Origin of the sequence: Arthrobacter sp. 2MCAF14, assembly GCF_052115645.1 — a bacterium.
Classification (GTDB): Bacteria; Actinomycetota; Actinomycetes; order Actinomycetales; family Micrococcaceae; genus Arthrobacter.
The window spans coordinates 1-20,047 of record NZ_JBFRHB010000011.1 but is presented as its reverse complement, the minus strand read 5'-3'; the positions used below and the strand labels follow the sequence as shown (position 1 = coordinate 20,047).

Below are 20,047 nucleotides of genomic sequence, written 5' to 3'. Positions count from 1 at the left end.
GTTCACCATATTTTGCAGAATCGTGCGTTTCCATGTGCACAAGTGCTGTGAAGGAACGGTGCGTTTGGTTAGCTTGAAGACGGCGTCCGGTCGTCCGGAATCATCGACCACATCGTAGCGATTCGCACCGCTCCTTCGGGAATCCGCGTGGGATCTTCGAGTTCATATGACCTGATGAGGTTCTGGAATTTGGCCTTGAGATCCGTTCGCTGATCCGGGGTCAAGTACAGCAGGTCGCTGGACAGCACCATGGCGGCTGCCTCGTTCGCGGCCTCTCCGCGCTGGCGCCGCTCACCCCGGGCCCGGGTGAACGCGGTGGCCCGGCGCCGGAAGGCGTCCAGTTCGAGTTCGACGACGGCGATCTCCGGGCTCGGAGCGTTGCCGCCGGATTTGATAGTGAAGTCCGAACCCGCAGCCTTCCAACGGCGTTCGCGCGCATCGCCCTCGTTGTCTGCAGCCGTCACAATCCCCCATTTCTGGAGGGCCCGTAGGTGGTAGCTCATGGCGCTCGGCGTGAGCCCTGTCTGCGCGGCGAGCTCCGTGGCCGTGCGGCTAAGCTGCGTGGAATACAGCTCCGAGATCACCTCAAGCCGGGCGGCATGCGCAAGCGCACGGATCGCTTTGGGGTCGGTGATCTCCACCGTCTTCTCGGGCCGTTTCCGGCGCTTCGGGGATGCCAGCCCGGTGGGTACCCCATTGTCTTCATTCACCGGAACAGTTTATCCGCCGGTGCCGGCGCAAATGTCCTATGCCGCGGGAAGCAGGAAGCCGTCGCGGACAAGGTTCTCCACGTCGGAGAGCAGCCCGGCGCGGAATGCGTCGTCGTCGAAGTCGTCCCCTCCACCCAGCAGTGCGGCCAAGGCACCGATCAGCTGGCGGACGGACAACTCGCCGTCACATGCCGACACGAAGCCGGCCAGCTCGGTGCTCAGTAGATTCGTCCGGCGCAGCCCCGCGCCTTGGCGCAACAGGATGACGCCTGGGTGTTCGGCTCCGGGCCTCTGGTGGCGTTCCTCGGTCACGTCTTCGGCCACCATCAGGTGGGCGTCGGAGAGCTCGTGGGTGACCAGCCAGTCGGCGCGTTCGACGGCGGCGGCAAGGTGTGGGCCGATCGGTTGCTCGATGGGGTAGGTGATTTCTTCGAAACGGGTCGGCGCAGCTCCTGGACGCTCGCCCAGCGGCCGCCGGAGCCAGATCATTCCGAAGCCAATTGCCTCCACGTTGCGGGACGCGAAGTCCTCCAGGTAGGCCGCGTAAGCATCACGGTAGAGCTTGCGGTCGCGGCCTTCGGAGGCGTCCTGCAACCAGGTCTCGGCGTACAGCTCGGGACTCACCTGTTCCCGCTGGATGAACCAGGCCTCCGTGCCGGACCCCGCCAGCCACGACGCAGGCCGTTCGCTCCAGCCGCTGCCCGCAGGGATCTCCCAGTTGCCGAGCATCTGCGCCGTGCCGCCGGGCGCGAGGACATCGGGAAGGGTGCGGACGAGGTTGGCGACGATGTCGTCGCCCGGCAGGCCGCCGTCGCGGTAGGTGAACTGATCCGAAGAGTGCTCGCCGGCACTTCGCGGGGTTATGACGAAAGGCGGATTGGACACCACCAGATCGAACGTCTCACACCCGACGGGTTCCAGGAGCGAGCCCAGCCGCAAGCTGACCCGGGCCTCGAGATCGGCCGGGTCAAGGTGCAGGGCCTCGGCATTGAGCATCAGGTTGAAACGGGTGAACGCGAGGGCCCTCTCGGAGATGTCCGTGGCCGTGACGTGCTCGCTGTGGTGCAGGAGGTGGAAAGTCTGGATCCCGCAGCCCGTCCCGAGGTCAAGGGCGCGTTTCGAGTGCCGGTGGATGGTGGTCTGGACGAGCGTCGTGGAGGCCTGCCCGATGCCCAGCACATGGTCATGCCGGAGCACGCCGGGCTGCTGGTGGGCGGCGAGATCGCTGGAAACCCACAGCTCGGCGCCACCGCTCCCGCTGTTGTGTGCTCCGGAGTCACATTCCCAGCCGTACGGCCGCAAATCCGCTTTCGCGGCGACAGCACCGCCGTCGTTCTTCTCCACCAGGCCTAGCTCTGACAGGCCCGAGGTGCGGATGCGCGGCAGGGCGGCGTCGACGTCGCTTTCGGTTTGCGGGACAGCGAGAAGCCACAAGCGGACGACGACGGCGAGCGCGGCTTTCGCGCGGTCCGTCGCCGGGTCTCCGGTCAAGGCAGCCGGTTCGGTGACGATGAGTGCGGGGATGAGCTGATCCCGGGCGAGGGCCGCGTGAGCGGACCCTCCCAGAAGTCCTGCCACGCCGTCCACGGTGTAGTCAACGTTCCGCAGGTCGTCGGCGAGCGCTATGAGCAGCTCGGGAAGATCGCTGCGCGGAGCGTCGAGGGTGGTGGGGGCGGTCCCAAAGATGGCGGGCGTTGCGGGATCAGTCACCGTTCAAGTCTATTGGGGGTGGCGGGGCGCGCCTCTCGCCGGATTCCTGCGTCGGCGGGGACGCGTTCGAGCAGGTAGCGTTGAATCATGGCATTTCACCCCTCCACTTGGCGTCGCGCCGCACTTTTGGTCATTGGCGCAGCCGCCCTGGCGATGACGGCGTGCTCCTCCGGGGGATCTGTCTCCAACGCCGACGTCCCCGTCTGGAAGGCGACCACCATCCCCTCGGCGGCCGGGGTTGTCCTGGAGGACTCCGGGAAGATCCCGAACCGCGACCCCTTGGTCAAGAGCTTCGCGAACGTCGCCGCGGGTAGCTACACCTTGACCGTGGCCTGCGATGGCGGCGGCAAGGCATTCTTCGACGTTTCCTCGGGCAGTACGCAGATCACCGAGGCCGGGGCGGCATGCAATGGCAGCCGCGAAACGTCCCGTATCAAGATTCCTTCGACCGGTCCTCTGAGCATCAGCGCAAGCAGCGTCGATGCTCCCGTGATCTACGCGTACCAACTGGTACCGGCTTCGTAACCCGCCCCTCGTTCGGGCCTACAGCCCGGCGTAGAGTCGGATCATGGGGTGGGCACGCACCCTGAAGGTAGCGACGACGCGGCCGGCGATTCCCGCCGTCGTGCTTTGCGGTGTGCTCGCGTGCGGCACGATGGCGTCGTGCGAATACAGCTACGAGGACGGTCGTGCGGCGGCAAGCAGTCCGCCGTCGGCGGCCATCACGGATCTGGTACTGACCCGCGACCCTGGGCTGGGACAAACCGTCACGGGCGACGCGCTGAAGGCTTGGGCGCAGGACGTGCTTCCGGAAGTGAACGGGCTGTCCTTCTATAGCAGCCTCGGCCTGTTGTCCGCAGGCGAATCCCGCGACGAAGAGACCACCCAGCTTCCGGGGGGAACGTACGCAGTGACGCTGGCGTGCCGAGGTGCCCGCAGCGCCGAATTCACCGTGCGGAACGGAAGCGAAGTCCTCACTGATGTCATGCTGCGGTGCGGCACCACGCGGGTCAAGGTCCTGAAGCTGGAGACGGACGCCATCCTGGCTATCACGATCACCGCCAATGCACCGGCGAACTTCGCGTACCGGGTGAGCCGGATCTAATGACCGGAGCTAGGCAGCGCAGCCCTCTGGGCAGCGCAATGTTTCCGGACTCGAGGCACATTTGGCACAGTACAGCGTGAGGTTGCGACAGCTCAGATTGGAGCAGTTTTCAAACTTGTTGGTGGGCGCCTGGCAGCGTACGCATTGGCCGATGGTCTTGGCGTCCTCACTGAATTCCACGTGCATGCGCTTGTCGAAAACGTACAGGGAGCCTTCCCACAGGCCCTGGTCCTTGTAGCTTTCGCCATAGCGGACTATCCCGCCGTCGAGTTGGTAAACCTCCTTGAAACCGCGGTTCACCATGAGGCTGGAAAGGACTTCGCAACGGATTCCGCCTGTGCAGTAGGTGACGACAGGCTGGTCCTTGAGGTCGTCGTATTTTCCCGAGTCGAGTTCCTTGATGAAGTCGTGGGTCGTGGCGACGTCGGGAACGATCGCGTCCTTGAACTTGCCGATCTGGGCTTCGAAGGCGTTGCGCCCATCGAAGAACTTCACATCCTTCCCGGCCGCCCTCTTTTCCTCCAGGAGCGCGTGGAGCTCCTCAGGCTGAAGGTGGGTGCCGCCGCCGACAACGCCGTTCTCATCCACCTTCAGTTCGCCGGGGGCGCCGAAGGACACGATCTCATCGCGAACCTTGACGCTGAGCCTCGGAAAGTCGTCGGCTCCGCCTTCGGACCATTTGAAGTCGATACCGTGGAAGCCCTTGTATTCCTTGGTGGTCTTCACATACTGCTTGACCTTGTTCAGTTCGCCGCCAACCGTGGCGTTGATGCCGTCCCGCGAAATCAGGATGCGCCCGGTCAGGCCGAGCTTCTCGCACAGGGCGCGCTGCCAGAGCCGGACGGCGTCCGGGTCCGCGATCGGAGTAAAGCCATAGAAGAGCACAATTCTGTTTAAAGCCACGTATTTAAGGGTACTTGGTGGCCCCAAACCCAGGTGTCGGGCCGTCGTCGGGCTGCTCTAAGTGTTAATGGAGCTGTTACTGACCGCCACTGTTGATTCCCAGACCGCTGGCATAGTCTCTCTACATGAGTCACGACGCCTTGGTTGAAGACATCGCTGAGCTGCTCGAAGTCTGGGTGGCTGGCTGGTCCGGGTCCCGGAGCTACGAAACGCGAAAGGAAGGCCGGTTCCCGGCGGCCCTGCGTGCGGACAAAACCGGCGACTGGGAATTCTTCGCACATGACCCATCGGATGCCGAGTTCGCCGGGCTGGCTGCCAAGACCGCCCAGGCGGACACTCGTATCCTGACAATCCTCACGAACGACGCCGGCCGCTATACCCAGTTGGCCCGCGAGAACGGACTGAACGTCACCTCCGATTCCCAGACCATGATGATCGTGGACATGGGGACACAGGATGCGGAAGATCCGTGGCTCTCGGATGATGACCTCAAGCTCACGACCTTCGACAGCAAGGGCGTCCATTACGCCGTGGTCCATGCCGGCGAAGAGGTGGCAGCCAGCGGCCAGGTGTTCGTGGTCAAGCAGACAGCAGTGTTCGACAAAATCGTCACCGAGCCCAACTACCAGCGCCGGGGCCTGGGCAGTTTCATCATGAAAGCCCTCGCCGCGCAGGCATTTCAATACGATGTTGAAAGCGGTCTGCTCCTGGCTTCGTTGGATGGACAGCATCTCTACTCACACCTTGGCTGGAAGCACGTGTGCCAGGTGCTCATGATGTCCACCAAACCGGTCGACGAGACTGACCTGTCCGTGGCGTAGCCGACCTTCCTTACGCGTAGCCGACCCTCACCGCGCCGGTCGGTTTCCGGCGCGGTGACAGAATGTTCAAGTGAATGCAACTGAATCGATGATCTCCCTTCTGGGCAGGAGCCCGGACCCGGAGCAGTTGCGACATGTCCGCACTATTCCGGCGCGCCAGGCGATCCATGAGTCATGGCCCGGGTGGGCCCATCCCGACGTCGTCGCCGCCTACGGAGCCTTGGGCATCCACGAACCGTACAGGCACCAGATCGAAGCAGCCGAGCTCGCTCACTCCGGCCAAAACGTCGTCATTGCCACGGGGACCGCATCCGGGAAGTCACTTGCCTATCAGCTGCCTGCCCTCGACGCGATACATCGTTCCGAGCTGCGGGTGCTGTCCGAGCCGGGCAAGATCCACGACGACGGTGCCGTCACCCTGTATCTCTCCCCCACCAAAGCGCTTGCAGCCGACCAGCTGGCAGCGATCCGCGCACTCAAGCTACCTACGGTCCGGGCGGAAACGTACGACGGCGATACCGAGCAGTCCCAGCGCCGCTGGATCCGCGATCACGCCAACTTCATCCTCGCCAACCCGGACATGCTGCATTTCGGGATCCTGCCCAACCACACGTGGTGGGCCCGCTTCTTCCGCAGGCTCCGGTACGTCATCGTGGACGAAGCCCACAGCTACCGTGGGGTGTTCGGGTCCCATGTCGCCAACCTCATGCGGCGGCTCCGGCGAATCTGTGCCTACTACGGTGCCGGCACCTCCTTTCCTGAACCCGTGTTCATTGCGGCGTCGGCGACAGCGTCGGACCCCGGCACATCCTTTGCCCGGCTCATCGGCACTCCCGTCCGCGAAGTTTCCGAGGACTGTTCCCCGCACGGCTCCACCACGGTGGCTTTCTGGGAACCTGTCCTGACCGAGCTGAAGGGCGAAAACGGTGCAAAATCCCGCAGGACCGCCGTGGCCGAGACCGCCGACTTGCTGGCCAATCTGGTGTCCTCCCGTGTGCGTACCATCGCCTTCATCAAGTCAAGGCGCGGCGCGGAAACAATTTCGTCGATCACCAAGAGGCTCCTCGATGAGGTGGACCCCAGCCTGCCCCAGCGGGTTGCGGCGTACCGCTCCGGCTATCTCCCCGAGGAAAGACGGACTTTGGAAAAAGCTTTGCGCTCCGGTGAGCTGCTTGGCGTCTCCAGCACGTCGGCATTGGAATTGGGCATCGACATTTCCGGACTCGACGCGGTGCTGGTAGCCGGCTGGCCCGGGACGAGGGCGTCCCTCTTCCAACAGATCGGACGGGCCGGCCGCGCAGGGCAAGACGCCATTGCCGCCTTCGTGGCCAGCGACGATCCCCTGGACACATACCTCGTCAACCATCCGGAGGCGATCTTTGACGTGTCAGTCGAGGCCACCGTCTTCGATCCCGGAAACCCCTACGTGCTCGGCCCCCACCTGTGCGCGGCAGCCGCAGAGCTCCCGATCGGAGTGGCCGAACTTGAGCTGTTCGGGCCAACGTCCGAATCCCTGTTGAATCAGTTGGTGGAGCAGGGGTACCTGAGGAAACGGCCTGCGGGCTGGTTCTGGACCCATCCCGAGAGCGCCGCGGCCATGGTGAACCTCCGGGCAGATGGAGGCGGCCCCGTAAGCATCGTGGACTCCGAGACTGGCTCCCTTTTGGGCACCATGGACTCGCCGCAGACGCACTACCAGGCGCATACCGGTGCGATCTATGTGCACCAGGGCGACAGTTACTTGGTCGAGGAGCTGAACGAAGAGGACCATTGCGTGGTGGTTCGTCGAACCAACCCGGACTACTACACCACAGCACGGGACGTGACGCAGATCGAGGTCCTGCAGACTCTCCGGACCATGGAATGGGGCGATATCGCAGTCCACTTCGGCGAAGTGAAGGTAACAACACAGGTGGTCTCCTTCCAACGTAAGGCACTGATTTCCAATGAGGTTTTGGGGGAAGAACCTCTGGAACTCGGGGCCAGGGATCTTTTCACCAAGGCGGTATGGTTCGTGGTACACAACCGTTCGCTGACTGGCGCAGGCCTTGTTGAGGCCCAGTTCCCGGGTGCGCTTCACGCCGCGGAGCACGCCGCCATCGGACTTCTCCCGTTGGTCGCTTCGAGTGACCGTTGGGATATCGGTGGAGTCTCAACAGCGCTCCACGCCGACACCGGAGTTCCCACGATCTTTGTCTACGACGGGCATCCAGGCGGTGCCGGATTTGCCGAACGTGGCTTCGAAAAAGCCAAAGTGTGGTTGACCGCCACAAGGGACGCCATCAAAGCATGCGAGTGCGACACCGGCTGCCCTTCCTGCGTCCAGTCCCCCAAATGCGGCAACAAGAACAATCCGCTGGACAAGGACGCGGCGGTCACGCTGATCAACGTGCTCCTGCGCGACGCTGCGTAGACGCTGGTCCGGGCTGTTCTAGGGCGGCGGCCCGGCCCGGGAGCGGCCGGTCGCGGTCCCGAAGACCGCGACGCGGTCCAGCTCAGTGCGGACCTCTACGATCCCGCCTTCGCCCACCGTGCAGGCCGACAGCGAAGCTCCGTGGCGCGCGGCCGTTTCGCTGGCGACCACGCAAGGATCTCCGGTTGTCAGGCCGCGGGCTGCGTCGGCTCCTGCGAGCGCCGCGAGATCGGCGGCAGATGCTGCGCGGTGCGCCATCGCCATGGCCTCGACCAGCATGAACGCCGCCGCCATGCAGATCATGACAACGAGGCCGAGGGCAACGGCGAGCATGGTTCCCGAACCGTATTCAGCAACGGAAGGGCCATCGCTGGCGCGGGCGCTACCTGCCCTCACGCCGACCTTCGCCTCGCCGGAGCCATCGCTCGCGCGGGCGCTACCTGCCCTCACGCCGACCTTCGCCTCGCCGGAGCCATCGCGGGCGCGGGCGCTACCTTCCCTCACGCCGCGACCTCTTCCACAGCGGCTTCGAGCCCAAGCAACGGCACAGCACCTCTGAAATCCACAACGCCGTCCCGGGAGGCGAGGAAGGTAACGGTGGCTGCCGACGACTGCGGGGCCTCTCCCCTTGCCGATGCCGTCGCCGAGAGCCTCCACGGGATGAGGGAGCCCAACGGGCCAACGACCCGGGCGGAGACTGTGACCTTGATCCATTCGCCGTCTTCCGCAACGACAGCCGAGGCGGCATCACCCGCCAGTCTTCGAACGATGCCGTCAACGGCCGCGTGGCCATCTCCGCGGGCGAGCGCCCTGGCACCTGCCCTGGCCGCCTCTTCCAAGCGAAGTTGCGTAATTCCCGCGGCCGATCCCGCTAGAAGCAGGGCCAAAAGAAGCAGCACAGCGGGTAGTGCAACGGCGAATTCAGCAGTGACTGCACCGTGGTCCCTCCCAGGAAAGACCCGTCGCCGACCGTGCTTCGGCGGGCCATCGAGCTTCTCGGCCGGAGGAGGCCGTCTGATCGAAGGAGGCCCCTGCCGCGCCACTCCGGCAGCGGAACGGGCCTTCTTCCCCGCGAGCGCCCATATCAACTCCTGTGCAGGTATCGAGCTGACAGCACGGCGCTTTGAACCCCACCGCTGCGTCATGGCAGGGAGAGCGCGCTGCGAATGAGGTTGAGGAGGAAGCCACGTACTTCCTCACTGCGAAGAATGACCACCAAGAGTCCGGCGAAGCCCACTGCGGCAAGCGTGGCGATGGCATATTCGGCCGTTGCCATCCCAAGCTCGGATCCCATGAGCCGCATCTTCGACCGTTTCGGAGCGGCAGAATCGTCGCTGGGCCGCGCACGGCCTGTTTCAACGTTGGAATGCAGGCGGGTTGGCAGCCGAATGGGCTTCCTTCCCGACGAGCCCGGGAACAGTTCAAGGACCTCGGCCTCCGGCCGAGGAAGGGATACCTGGGCGGGGGCCATGGCAGGCTGGACGTGGGCCGTGGGGGTATCGACGGTTGCGTTCATTTCAGTTCCTTTCTTCGCGCCGGCTTGGGCTGCCGGCCGTACTCCGACTCTTCCGCTGGCATTTGGGCTTCGAAAGGCCCCAAGTCTCCTAAGTGGAAAACTCGCTTCTGACCTTTCCTGTGGAGGGAAACTGGCATGTGCACCAACGCTCAGGCCGACCCGGGTGGGGCTGCCGGCTATCCCCCGGACGGAAGCATGGCCAGCAGCACCGGGACGACGCCAAGACAAATGAAGGCAGGCAAGGAACACAAACCCAGTGGAATCACGAGTCTCACTCCGAGCGCGGCAGCGCGCTTTTCCGCCATCCTGAACTGTTCACGCCGGAGGCGAGCCGCCTGGGCATAAAGGATCGCCGAGGATGGCGCGCCGGTCAGGGCAGCGAAGGTGAGCGCATCCTTTAGCTTGCGCGCTTCAACGAACAGCTGGCCCGGACTCCGCCATGCCGCCTCCCAGTCCGTTCCGATGTCGAGCGCAGCAACCACTGTCCGCAGGGAGCGGCCAAGCTGCGGGGAAGCGCACCCGGCGATCAACTCAAGGGCCCGTCCGAGCCCCGCCCCTGAGTCGAGCATGGCAGCCACCAACTCTAGGATCATCGGCACATTGCGCAAGCCTTCCTGGCTCTCGGGATTCGGGTGAGCGCCCACCGCCTCGCCTCTACGAGCGTTCTTCAGCGGGCCGCTGCTCCCGGGCGTGCCGTTGCCCCCGGGTGAGCCGCGAAGCATCCGCAGGGCCGTGCGCCGCCGAGTTCTTCCCTGATACCCCAGCCCGAGAATTGCTGCGAAGATCAACGTCAGGGACACCGCGATGGCTGGGAAGGTCGAGCCCATCAGTCAACGCCCCGCTGCGGCATGCACCAATCGAGATGACCAGATCCTGCCGGTGACGGTCAGGACGCCCCCAGCCGCGAGCGCTGCCAATCCGACGCCGTTGGCCAGCAGGACCCCCAGCGGGTCCACGCCAAGCATCATGCCCAACCCCAAGCCGAACACCGGCAGCCACGTCAGAAGGCGCACCGTGGCTTTCGGGCCGGCCAACGCAGTTTGCCGCGCATCACCGGCGTCGTCCTCGGCCTCAAGCTGGGCGGCGAACCGGGTCAGCACGTCGACTAAGGGACAACCACTCGCCTCCGAAACATCCAAGCAGGCGGCAAGCTCTCCCCAGATTCGGCGTTCCACGGGGTTCCAGCCCTGAAGATTCTTCGCTGACGACGCCCTGATGGCTCCGGCGACCGACGTCCCCATCATCGAGGCCGCCCGCGCAGCCGCGAGAACTTGGACAGACCCAGACGACAGCTTTCGTCGCGCATTGAGGACCTCCGGGTCGCCCGAACCAAGGCGGTGTTCCCTGCCTCCATGCACCATCCAGAGTTCCTCCCAGAGCCTCGACGTCGAACGGCCTCCCCGGAGGAGAGCGGCCAACTGCTGTACGAGTACCGTGAGCGGCAATGCGTCCGCGCGAGAGCGTCTCCGCAGCGTGCGCGCCTCAGCCCCAGCCCCGGCCCCGGCCGCTGCCGCAGCCGCAACCGAGGGGGCGCCCGGCAGGGCATGCACTACCCGTCTGCCAAGTCGCCGGGACGGTTGGAAGACCATCCACGCAGCGGCCGCCAGGACGAGGACGAGGAGTCCGCTCACGCGAGCGCCCCAAGGTGATCTGAACGGGAAATCGGTCCTTCTGACCCGGGCAGGGGCCCAGGCAGGAGCCCGGGATCCAGCTCAAGACGCGATGCGAGGTCACGCCACGCGGGGCCGCCAACGGCGGCACCCGCCCGCAGTTCGACAGCAGGCACGATCGATTGGCCTGACGCATCCTCCGCCAACAATCCAATGCAGGAAACTCTTCTGCCGGCCGGCGTCCGCTCGACATGAACCACTGCGTCCAATGCCGTTGAAAGCTGCAATTGAACGGCTTCCCGGCTCAAGCCTGCGAGCGCGCCCAACGCCACGAGCCTGGCCGGGACGGCGGAGGCAGTGTTTGCGTGGATTGTGCCACCGCCACCCGTGTGGCCGGTATTGAGTGCCGTCAACAGCTCACGGACTTCCGCACCGCGGCACTCGCCCACGATCAACCGGTCCGGCCGCATCCGCAGCGCCTGGCGGACGAGTTCGCCAAGGTCGAGCGCGCCACTGCCTTCAAGGTTTCCGTGCCTGGACTCAAGGGAGACGACGTGCGGGTGCACCGGGTTCAGCTCCGAAGCGTCCTCAATCAGGACGAGCCGATCACGCGGGCTGCTCAAGCCGAGCATCGTGGACAGTAGTGTGGTCTTCCCGGAACCGGTGGCCCCGCTGATCAGGAGGCTCAACCTGTGGTCTACGATGGCCTGCAGCACCTGCTGGACGGGCGCTCCGAACATGCCTCCATCACGCAGCTCGTCCATGGAGAAGACCTCCTCGCGCCGGATCCGAACGGACAACAAGGTTCCGGCGGCGGAAATCGGAGGCAGCACTGCGTGCACCCGGTATCCGCCGTCGAGGCGGACATCGACGCACGGCGAACCGTCGTCCAAACGACGCCCGCCGGCCGCCACAAGCCGGGAGGCCAAGGCACGGATCTGAGGTTCGCCGTCGAAATGCACCCGTGCCCGTTCCAGCCCCTTGCCGCGGTCGAACCACACCGAGTCCGGGCCATTCACGAAGATGTCCGTCACCGAGGCATCGCGTGCAAGCTGTTGGAGGGGTCCAAGTCCGCTCAGTTCGGCGCTGATCGATTCGACGGCGGCAAGCGCCCCGGCGGTGCCGAGCAGCCTGCCCGTGGCGTGGACGGCCGCTGCCACGCGCGATGGGGTGACCGGTCCGGCGTCGGCCATGACGGTTTCCCGCACGGTTTCAAGGAGCGCGGCGTCCACGAGCCGGGTATTGCGTCGGTGCTCGCCGCTTGGGAATGCAGGGGTACTCATGCCGCGCCGTCGTCGAGTAGTTGAAGGACGGATTCTGCAAAGCGACGCACGGCCTTGCGCTTGCCGAATTCCAGAAGGCGTCCAAGTTCAGCCGCCGCGGCAGTACCGCGGAGTTCGGGGAGCACCCCGTGAAGCGGCAGTCCCAGCGATTCGGCGATGAGGGGTCCGTCGAGAGCCGAACCGGCATCACCCCGGACCACCAGGGCTGTGTCCACGGGAGGCAGCTCCTGCAGAAGCCTGGCCGCAGCTACTGCCGCCCGGAGTTGGGCCGGTGCCACGAGAAGGATCCTGTCGCAGTCCCCGGCGAAACCGTCAAGCGACTCTGTTCCGCGGCCGATGTCGACAATGACCAATTCAAATCCCCGCCGCGCCGCATCAAGGACAGTCGCGACGGCTCCGGGCTCCACGTCTGGGGAACGGTCGCGACTGCCCGGCCAAGATAAGAAGGCGAATCCTCCGGCTATGGGCAGTGAGTCGCTCAGCTGCCCGGTGCCGATGCTGCCGCTGGCACCTGCAAGATCGGGCCAGCGCAGTCCGGGCGCATCTTCAGCGGCCAGGCAAAGCTCAAGGCCCCCTCCCCGGGGATCTCCATCAACCAGCAGCGTCCGGACTCCGTGGACGGCCGCTTCCTGGGCCAGCCAGATGGCGGCCGTGGACGCGCCCGCACCCCCGCATCCTCCCGTCACCCCGAGCACGAGTCCTCCGGGGTCCGGATCACGGGACCTGCCGAGGTGCTCCGCCAGCCAGGCTGCAGCTTCCGGCAATACAGCCACGCGTTCGGCCCCCAGCGCCGCTCCCAATTGCCACAAACTGTCCCCCTCCCCGTTGAGGCCCAGCAAGACGGAAGGTGCACGACGACGGGGCGGAAGTTCGCGGACATCGCTGCCAAGAAGCACCATCCCCGCGGTGTCCCACATGGGCAAGGCAGCGGATGAATCGACGACTGTCCGGAGACTGACACCGACGGCGGCCGCGACCCTTTCGGTTTCGGCTTGTAATCTGACGTTCGCCGTCACCAAAAGGACTTCCCCGGAATTGGCAGGAAGCCAGGGCTCTCCAGACACCGCGTCTGAGGACACCGGGTCCGGCTGGGCGCCGGACGATGGACCCGATCTTCCGGGCCGCGGGCGGCCACGTTGCAGCGCCGTCGGGCGGCGCACGCCGTGATATCCGACCCCTTTTCCCCGGCTGTTCTGGCTCCGCTCGAGATGTTGCCCACTCATGAAGCCACTCTCTCCGTTCCGCCACGAGCGTTGAAGGCCCGTATCGGCGTATGTGGATAAGTAACGACAACAACCCCTGTGGGGGAGGGGTCCCGCATCGCGGACGGAAGGGCCACGGCCGGAAGGCCCCCGGACTGAAGCGCCAGACGCATAGCGGACGGCAGCTGTCCGCAAAGTGCAAGGTTCCACGGATTCACAGGGCAGAATTGTCAGCATGTACCTGCTGCTCGCCGCCCATCCAGACGGCGCAGCTATTCAGGAAAGCAATGCTGCCGGAGTAGCCGTGGCGGAGCCGCGCGTCGTACGAAAGGCCGATCTCGCCGGCGTCGTCAGCGTGTTGGAGAAGAGCCGTCCGCGCTGGGTCTGGAACCGGACCCAGGATTGGTACCCGGCGATGCTCCAATCCGGGGTGGAACTGGAACGTTGCCATGACCTCACACTCTGCCGCGCCATCCTCGTCCATTCCGAATTCACCGCCCACACGGAATATGCCCGCAGCGCGGAAAAACTCACTCAAGACGACGACATGCCGGTTCCGCCGAGGGTCCTCCAGCCTCCCCCGCCGCCCGCCGATCAGGACGCGCTGTTCGACGACCTGGTCCCACGAAGTACCCAGCCGGGGCTGGACGAGATCCGGGCCGAGTTCGCGGCACAGCAACACGCGCTCGGCCAGGCCACCAAGGAGGAAGGCCGGCAGCACCGCCTGAAACTGCTGCTCGCCGCGGAATCCGCCGGTGCGATGATCGCCGCCGAAATGCAGTTCACGGGTGTGCCGTGGCAGGAGGCGTTGCACGAAGAAATCCTGGAAGGCCACCTCGGTCCCCGGCCTCCCGCCGGCCACCGGCCAGCACGGCTGGAGGCTCTCTGCAACGAGCTTCGCGGGATTCTCCAGTCTCCGAAGCTGAATCCGGATTCACCACAGGACCTCATGCGTGCCCTGCACCGGAACGGGATCGAAGTAAAAACCACCCGACAGTGGGAACTCAAGGAATCCAAGCATCGGGCCATCGAGCCACTGCTGGAGTACAAGAAGCTCTCCCGCTTGTTCACTGCCAACGGCTGGTCGTGGCTGGACGCGTGGGTGAGCGACGGGCGGTTCCGTCCCGAGTACGTGGTGGGTGGCGTGGTTTCCGGCCGTTGGGCGTCCAGGGGCGGCGGGGCGTTGCAGATTCCCCGCCAAATCCGGGGCGCGGTGCATGCCGACCCGGGGCACAAATTGATCGTCGCAGACGCCTCCCAGCTCGAGCCGCGGGTTCTAGTGGCACTGGCGCAGGACTCGAAGATGGCCGAGGCTGCGCGCGACAAGGACTTGTACGCCGGCATCGCCGCGCAGGGCTTCGGTGGCGACCGTTCGAAAGCCAAGATCGCCCTACTCGGCGCAATTTACGGTGCCACCACGGGCGAATCGGGTCGCCTCATGCCTCAGCTAACCCGCACTTATCCCCGGGCAGTCGGTTTCGTCGAACAGGCAGCCCGCGACGGCGAAGGCGGCCGCGCCGTGACCTCAAGGTTGGGCCGCAGCAGCCCGTCGCCGTCGGAACGCTGGATCCGCAGCCAGCAATCCACGACGGCGGAAGAGCAGCGGCGCGCGGACAGCATCGCCCGCTCGCGGGGCCGTTTCACGCGGAACTTCGTGGTGCAAGGTTCCGCGGCGGACTGGGCGTCGTGCTGGCTCGCTGAACTTCGACGGCGGCTGCGCACCGCACGTGCCGACGGCCTGCCTGCCGGGGAACTCGTGTTCTTCCTGCACGACGAGGTCATGGTGCACGCGCCTACACAGTCGGTGGAAGCCTGCATCAAGGCCATCGAAGAGGCCGCGGCCGCCGCCAAGGAACTGTTGTTCGGGCGGGTTCCGGTGGAATTTCCGGTGAGCGTCGCCGTCGTCGATTCTTACGACAAAGCGAAGTAAGAGCCGCTATTGCCCCTGGCGCAACAGCAGAGGACGATTGCCCCGTGGGACACAAGGGCCAGGCACCACTGGCTGCATACATTGCCTTCCAACTGACAGAGTTGGAGGGACAATTGCCGCTGATCGCAGCGGCAGATCCGGAAGCCGTGCACAACGCCAGGCTTGCCCTTCGTCGGCTGCGTTCAGTCCTTAGCTGCTATCGCGGCATGATCCCGAAACTCCCCCGGCCTGCCCGCGAGGAAGTCAGCTGGCTCGCAACTTCGCTCGGCGAGTCCAGGGATGCCTACGTCCTGGCGCAGAGGATCCGGCTATCCCTCGACACAAAGGATTCCTGGAAAAGCCCCGAGGCCGTGCGCCTGGCCGTGGAGGAACTGGAAGCGTCCAGCGCCCGGCTGGCCGCTGCCCTTGGAGGGCACAAGCGCAGCAAACGCACGGTGCGGGCCGCAAGGGCAGCGCTCTTGGAAGTCCCCGCTGCCCGGGAATACAAGAACCCGACGGCGGACCTTGCCGAGCGTCTCCAGGGGCGGTGGGAGCGGTTGCAGCACAGCCTCGCGGAGCAGGCGGGGAGCAGCGACCCGGAGGTGCGCAACGCTGCGCTCCACCAAGCACGCAAAGACGTCAAGTGCCTCCGCTACTCGGTGGAGGCAGTTGCGGAGGCCTTCAGCCATCACGCTTCCGGGGTGATCCAGCCGGCGATCGGCCTGCAGCGTTTGTTGGGCGAGCAACATGACGCCGTCGTGGCCGGCGAATGGATCAGGGAACTGGCGAAAAACCCCGGCATTGACGCGGAAGATGCCCAGAGGCTGGAATCGATGGAGGTCCGGCGGCGACTCAACGCGGAGGAAGAGTTCCGGATGGCGGTCGCCGAATACCCGGTGCCTGCGCCGAGGCGTGCACTGATCTTTTGAAGCCCGGAACCATAGCCGCTGGCGGGCCCGAAAGCGAGTCACATGGCGGAAACGAACCCGGCATGACCCGGGCAAGTAATGTACCGATAGGTAACTTCAGCCCTCCCAGCTCTTCTCGATAGTCTCGAGTTATGGCTTCCGAAGTGAGGAATGCCACAGTGCAAGGACGCACGAACTGTGCGAGGCAGTATCCAAGGGGGAACCGCAACGATGGCTGGACGATTCGAAATTCTCAGAGACGGCGAAGATGGCTACCGATTCCGGCTGGTGACAGCCGACGGAACCCTGGTTGCGGAGTCTCCGCAGTTTAAACACCTGAAGGCTGTGGCGGCCGGCATCACCGCTGTGCGGGAAAATGCCGCCACCGGCATCGTGGTGGATCGCTCAAAAATAACCCCGCACGCAGCGTAGCGGAGCGGCGCCCCGTTCAGCAGGGGCAGGCGGCACGTCTACAGCGAGGCTAGATCTCGATCTCAAGCACGCGCTCCGTGTCCCACGGAACCGTCCAGCCCAAGGCGTCGAACAGGCCGCTGAGCACCATCCCGGTGAAACCCCAGACCACAAGTCCGTTGACTTGGAACACCGGGCTCGAGAAAGTCCGGCCAAGCCGCGTGAGCGTCCCGGTGTATCGGTTGTCGGGATCCAGGAGGTCACGCACCGGAACACGGAACACTTGCGCGGACTCGCCGTAGTCCACCACCCTCACGGGCGACGGCGACGCCCACCACGCCAGGACCGGTGTGACTACAAAATTGCTGCGGATCAGGCCAAGTTCGGGCATGACGCCGAGCACCCGCACGCCACCGCTGTCCAGACCGGTCTCCTCCACCGCCTCCCTGAGGGCTGCCGCCACGGCTGACTCATCCCCGGGATCGATGCTGCCGCCGGGGAACGCCACCTGCCCTGGATGATCGTCCAAGGTGTGGGCGCGTTCCAGGAGCAACACGTCCAAATCCGCCGGGGCCACCGGTTTTCCGGATTGGGCGGGAACGTCGTCCAAAACGCCGAAGAGCATGAGTACGGCCGCTTTTCGCGCCTTGTCCGGATCTACGGTCGCGGCCGCAATCCGCGGATCAGGGGCGGGATGCTGGCCGGAATCAATCCTGGTGATGAGGCATATTAAATCCTCGAGCGCGGTCATGCCGGTCTCCTCTGTGATTCCATCCGAATCTCGGCCGCACGATGGGTTTCGGCAAGCAGCTTTGCCAGAAGCGCTTCGTTGCCCGGTGCCAGTTCGTATTTGAGCAACTTGGCCGCTTTGACGGGATCCTTTTCGCCTTCGCCATAACTCGGGCACCAAGTGGCCACCGCACACGCTCCGCACGCCGGCCGGCGTGCTTGGCAAACCCTGCGGCCGTGGAAAACCACGCGGTGGGACAGCATGGTCCAGTCTTTGGGCTCGAACAGCTCCGCGACGTCGAACTCGATCTTCACCGGGTCCTCGGACGTCGTCCAGCCAAACCTGCGCGCCAGCCTGCCAAAATGGGTGTCCACGGTGATTCCCGGAACGCCAAACGCGTTGCCGAGCACCACATTTGCCGTTTTACGCCCGACGCCGGGAAGCGTCACCAAATCTTCCAGCCGGCCGGGAACCTCGCCGTCGAACTCGTCCACCAAGCGCGTGCTCAGCGCCAGGACGTTTTTCGCCTTCGCACGGAAGAAGCCCGTAGGCTGCAGGATCGCCTCCAGCTCGGCAAGCTCAGCCTGGGCCATGCTCCGGGCATCCGGATAGCGTGCGAACAGGATCTTGGTGACTTGGTTGACCAGCACATCCGTGGTCTGGGCGGACAGCACCGTGGCCACTACCAGCTCGAACGGGTTCCGGAAATCAAGCTCAGCGTGGGCATAGGGATAGAGCTCAGCAAGCGCCTTGTTGATTTTGCGCGCACGCCGCTTCAAAGCCAGCGGGGTCTCGACGACGGTGTCCACGGCGGGCCTGGTTAGCCGCGTTCGATGTGGGTGAGATCGCGCAGGACGCCCACACTGCCGTCAGTATCCTGCACGAGGAATTCCTCACCTCGGTCTTCGAGGGCCAGGACCCACGCGCCCGGTTCGATGGTGAAGGCGGGCATTCCTGTGTGCTCGTCGACAACGACGCGGGGATGGGCCACGGCGAACCAGAATGCCTCGTACCCGGAGGCGTGGTCGGATTCGTCCTTCCGAGTGGCCGGATCAACGGTGGCGCCGATGGGCTCGTGTTTCCGGGGCTGATCGACCGTGCCGATGTGCTGGGTAGCGGGTCCTGCGCCGGCGTTCGGGCCGCCGACGATCGGCGTAGCCATGGTGGCGGTAGGCAGGTGCTTGGGCTCCTCGGGCGTGGGCGCTTGCGCGTCCCGCCCCCGGTCGGCAACTGCAGCCTCTGCGGACTCGGCAGGTACGACGGCGGCGGGCACGGCTGTCGCGACAGCGGCGGCTTGGGTGGCCGCGGGTTCAGGGGCAGCGGCTTCTGCGGCAGCCTCGGGGGCAGCGACAGGTGCGGCTGAGGCGGGTGCGGCGGGGGTCTCTACGGGTGCCGGGCTGGCAGGCTCCGGCTTGGGCTTGGCGGTCTTCGGCACCGCAGGCTTGCGGGTTGGAACGGCCGATTCCCGGGCCACAACGTGAGCTGGCTGTTCTGCCCGGTCCTGGAAATCGTCGCGGAGGAGCGGCAAGTGGGGAGCCAGGACCGTCGCTGCCAGAAGACCTAGCGAGCCGATAAGTCCGACGAGCACGAAAACGGTAAACGCGCCTGCAGCGGACAGAAAGAACAGGGTCAGGGCGAACGACGCCACGACGGAAGCGAACTGGTCGGTCGAGAGCGAACCGATTCTCACGATGTTCCCCGGCTGCAGGCGACGGGCAACGAACAAGGCGGTAACTACGAGGGGAAGAATGATCCCGAGTGCCAGGAAGAAAAGGTTGTCAAGGTTCCACAGGTTGTAGCGCCCGCCAAACATCGGCAAGAGGGACCCCACGAACATCAGGAGGGTGGAGCCGAAAACGGTCAGGTCCCGGATAGTGAACGGACCCAGCACGGCCTGGTACTTCGGGGAGGTCATGCTGCCGGGCTCTGGCGCCCCGGATCCAGCTGGTGCTTCGGGGGCCGATCCAGGCGCGATTGCACCGTATTTCGGACCTTGGCTCGTCTGGTTCATATGCAAATCTCCTTTGTACGGCGGCGCCCGGTACGCTGCCGCCCGAGGCTGTACCCGGTCTTTTCGGGCCACGCCAGGCGGCAAGTTTTCGCGTCTCCAGACCTCTTCAGCCTATGCCACGCGTCTGACAGTCCACTAGTTGGCGCGGGCGCTGAGGCAGGCATGCTGCGCCGTAATATTCCCCGCGGTGGGAGCCAGGCGAAAGCCTTCAGCGCCGTTCGGCGCGAATCACCCGCCACTCACTGTCCGGATTGTGACCGCAGACACTTGTTGTCGGCCCAAAACGCTAAGGTGGGTTCCGGAAAAGCTCTTTGCGGAATCGCGTGAGGCGCCGCAGCCCAACGCCGTGCACGATTGGCATTTGTGGGGCGGCCCCACTCACGGGACACCCGCGCGGCAGAGATCGATGAATGATGAGGTTCACATGTCCCAGGACGCCAATGGATCGACGACCACCGCTGGAACCGGATCTGACGGGGCCGGCAACGGCGATGCCCTCGAAAACCTTCTTCACGAGGACCGGAAGTTCGCGCCCACTGCTGAGTTCGCCGCGAATGCGGTAGTCGGCGCCGAAGTCTATGCGGAAGCGGCTGCGGACCGTCCCGCGTTCTGGGCGAAGCAGGCCCGCGAACTGCTGGACTGGGAGACGGACTTCAGCCAGGCCCTGGACTGGTCCGACCCGCCGTTCGCGAAGTGGTTCGTCGGCGGGCAGGTCAACGCCGCGTACAACGCCCTGGACCGGCACGTGGAGAACGGGCTCGGGGACCGGGTGGCCATCCACTTCGAGGGCGAACCCGGCGACACC

The 20,047-nt window shown here is 65.2% G+C and carries 21 protein-coding genes; 8 read left to right on the top strand and 13 right to left on the bottom strand.

The annotated features are described in order from the left end of the window. Positions 1-68: 68 nt before the first annotated feature. Together AB4074_RS09690 and AB4074_RS09685 are read right to left on the bottom strand one after the other, a co-directional pair. Positions 69-710 (bottom strand): ArsR/SmtB family transcription factor, encoded by a 642-nt coding sequence (locus AB4074_RS09690; RefSeq protein WP_345449015.1) that lies wholly within the window; start codon positions 708-710, stop codon positions 69-71. 36 nt (positions 711-746) lie between these two features. Further along, positions 747-2,420 carry a DUF7059 domain-containing protein gene (locus AB4074_RS09685; RefSeq protein ID WP_441413199.1) on the bottom strand — a complete coding sequence of 558 codons (1,674 nt, stop codon included), beginning with the start codon at positions 2,418-2,420 and terminating at the stop codon, positions 747-749. Between the two features lie 87 nt (positions 2,421-2,507). Here AB4074_RS09685 and AB4074_RS09680 point away from each other — a divergent pair, with 87 nt between their 5' ends. Next, complete coding sequence (locus AB4074_RS09680) at positions 2,508-2,945, top strand: hypothetical protein (RefSeq protein WP_441413198.1); 438 nt, start codon at positions 2,508-2,510, stop codon at positions 2,943-2,945. A gap of 43 nt (positions 2,946-2,988) precedes the next feature. After that, on the top strand, positions 2,989-3,525 hold the full coding sequence (locus AB4074_RS09675; protein WP_441413197.1) for a hypothetical protein: 537 nt from the start codon (positions 2,989-2,991) through the stop codon (positions 3,523-3,525). A 9-nt stretch (positions 3,526-3,534) separates the two neighbouring features. On the opposite strand, the gene trhO is transcribed toward AB4074_RS09675, so the two are convergent. Further along, a complete protein-coding gene (trhO, locus tag AB4074_RS09670) occupies positions 3,535-4,428 on the bottom strand; it encodes an oxygen-dependent tRNA uridine(34) hydroxylase TrhO (RefSeq protein WP_441413196.1) in 894 nt (297 codons plus the stop codon). Between the two features lie 125 nt (positions 4,429-4,553). On the opposite strand from trhO, the gene AB4074_RS09665 reads away from it, so the two are divergent. Next, a complete protein-coding gene (locus AB4074_RS09665; protein WP_441413195.1) occupies positions 4,554-5,249 on the top strand; it encodes a GNAT family N-acetyltransferase in 696 nt (231 codons plus the stop codon). A gap of 88 nt (positions 5,250-5,337) precedes the next feature. Then, positions 5,338-7,662, top strand: coding sequence for a DEAD/DEAH box helicase (locus AB4074_RS09660; protein ID WP_441413283.1), 2,325 nt, complete (start codon positions 5,338-5,340; stop codon positions 7,660-7,662). Between the two features lie 18 nt (positions 7,663-7,680). On the opposite strand, the gene AB4074_RS09655 is transcribed toward AB4074_RS09660, so the two are convergent. The 7 genes from AB4074_RS09655 to ssd all read right to left on the bottom strand — a co-directional run bounded on the left by AB4074_RS09655 (position 7,681) and on the right by ssd (position 13,294). After that, positions 7,681-8,166: an Rv3654c family TadE-like protein gene (locus AB4074_RS09655; RefSeq protein WP_441413194.1), complete on the bottom strand. Its 486-nt coding sequence runs from the start codon at positions 8,164-8,166 to the stop codon at positions 7,681-7,683. Continuing rightward, positions 8,163-8,681, bottom strand: coding sequence for a TadE family type IV pilus minor pilin (locus AB4074_RS09650; RefSeq protein ID WP_441413282.1), 519 nt, complete (start codon positions 8,679-8,681; stop codon positions 8,163-8,165). Before AB4074_RS09650 ends, AB4074_RS09655 begins: the two co-directional genes overlap by 4 nt. 122 nt (positions 8,682-8,803) lie before the next feature. Continuing rightward, the gene (locus AB4074_RS09645; protein WP_441413193.1) at positions 8,804-9,178 is read right to left on the bottom strand and encodes a DUF4244 domain-containing protein; all 375 of its coding nucleotides are present in this window, start codon (positions 9,176-9,178) and stop codon (positions 8,804-8,806) included. Between the two features lie 176 nt (positions 9,179-9,354). Next, complete coding sequence (locus tag AB4074_RS09640) at positions 9,355-10,005, bottom strand: type II secretion system F family protein (RefSeq protein ID WP_441413192.1); 651 nt, start codon at positions 10,003-10,005, stop codon at positions 9,355-9,357. Between the two features lie 3 nt (positions 10,006-10,008). Then, the gene (locus tag AB4074_RS09635; protein ID WP_441413191.1) at positions 10,009-10,809 is read right to left on the bottom strand and encodes a type II secretion system F family protein; all 801 of its coding nucleotides are present in this window, start codon (positions 10,807-10,809) and stop codon (positions 10,009-10,011) included. Further along, positions 10,806-12,071, bottom strand: coding sequence for a TadA family conjugal transfer-associated ATPase (locus tag AB4074_RS09630; RefSeq protein ID WP_441413190.1), 1,266 nt, complete (start codon positions 12,069-12,071; stop codon positions 10,806-10,808). Before AB4074_RS09630 ends, AB4074_RS09635 begins: the two co-directional genes overlap by 4 nt. Further along, positions 12,068-13,294 (bottom strand): septum site-determining protein Ssd, encoded by a 1,227-nt coding sequence (gene ssd, locus AB4074_RS09625; RefSeq protein WP_441413189.1) that lies wholly within the window; start codon positions 13,292-13,294, stop codon positions 12,068-12,070. The genes AB4074_RS09630 and ssd overlap by 4 nt, the downstream gene beginning before the upstream one ends. 214 nt (positions 13,295-13,508) lie before the next feature. On the opposite strand from ssd, the gene AB4074_RS09620 reads away from it, so the two are divergent. The 3 genes from AB4074_RS09620 (at position 13,509) to AB4074_RS09610 (ending at position 16,522) form a co-directional block, all read left to right on the top strand. Continuing rightward, entirely contained in the window at positions 13,509-15,203 is a 1,695-nt protein-coding gene (locus tag AB4074_RS09620) for a bifunctional 3'-5' exonuclease/DNA polymerase (protein ID WP_441413188.1), read from the top strand. 44 nt (positions 15,204-15,247) lie between these two features. Then, complete coding sequence (locus tag AB4074_RS09615) at positions 15,248-16,111, top strand: CHAD domain-containing protein (RefSeq protein WP_441413187.1); 864 nt, start codon at positions 15,248-15,250, stop codon at positions 16,109-16,111. A gap of 210 nt (positions 16,112-16,321) precedes the next feature. Beyond that, entirely contained in the window at positions 16,322-16,522 is a 201-nt protein-coding gene (locus AB4074_RS09610) for a YegP family protein (RefSeq protein WP_441413186.1), read from the top strand. 49 nt (positions 16,523-16,571) lie between these two features. Here the strand turns inward: AB4074_RS09610 and AB4074_RS09605 are convergent, their stop codons facing one another. From AB4074_RS09605 to AB4074_RS09595, 3 genes are read right to left on the bottom strand one after another with little or no spacing between them, the layout of a single operon-like run. Then, positions 16,572-17,252: an NUDIX hydrolase gene (locus tag AB4074_RS09605; RefSeq protein ID WP_441413185.1), complete on the bottom strand. Its 681-nt coding sequence runs from the start codon at positions 17,250-17,252 to the stop codon at positions 16,572-16,574. Next, positions 17,249-18,040: an endonuclease III gene (nth, locus tag AB4074_RS09600; protein WP_441413184.1), complete on the bottom strand. Its 792-nt coding sequence runs from the start codon at positions 18,038-18,040 to the stop codon at positions 17,249-17,251. Before nth ends, AB4074_RS09605 begins: the two co-directional genes overlap by 4 nt. A gap of 11 nt (positions 18,041-18,051) precedes the next feature. Next, positions 18,052-19,242 carry a hypothetical protein gene (locus tag AB4074_RS09595; RefSeq protein ID WP_441413183.1) on the bottom strand — a complete coding sequence of 397 codons (1,191 nt, stop codon included), beginning with the start codon at positions 19,240-19,242 and terminating at the stop codon, positions 18,052-18,054. A 424-nt stretch (positions 19,243-19,666) separates the two neighbouring features. Here AB4074_RS09595 and AB4074_RS09590 point away from each other — a divergent pair. Further along, the coding region (locus AB4074_RS09590) for an acetyl-coenzyme A synthetase N-terminal domain-containing protein (RefSeq protein ID WP_441413182.1) at positions 19,667-20,047 on the top strand (381 nt) is incomplete at its 3' end.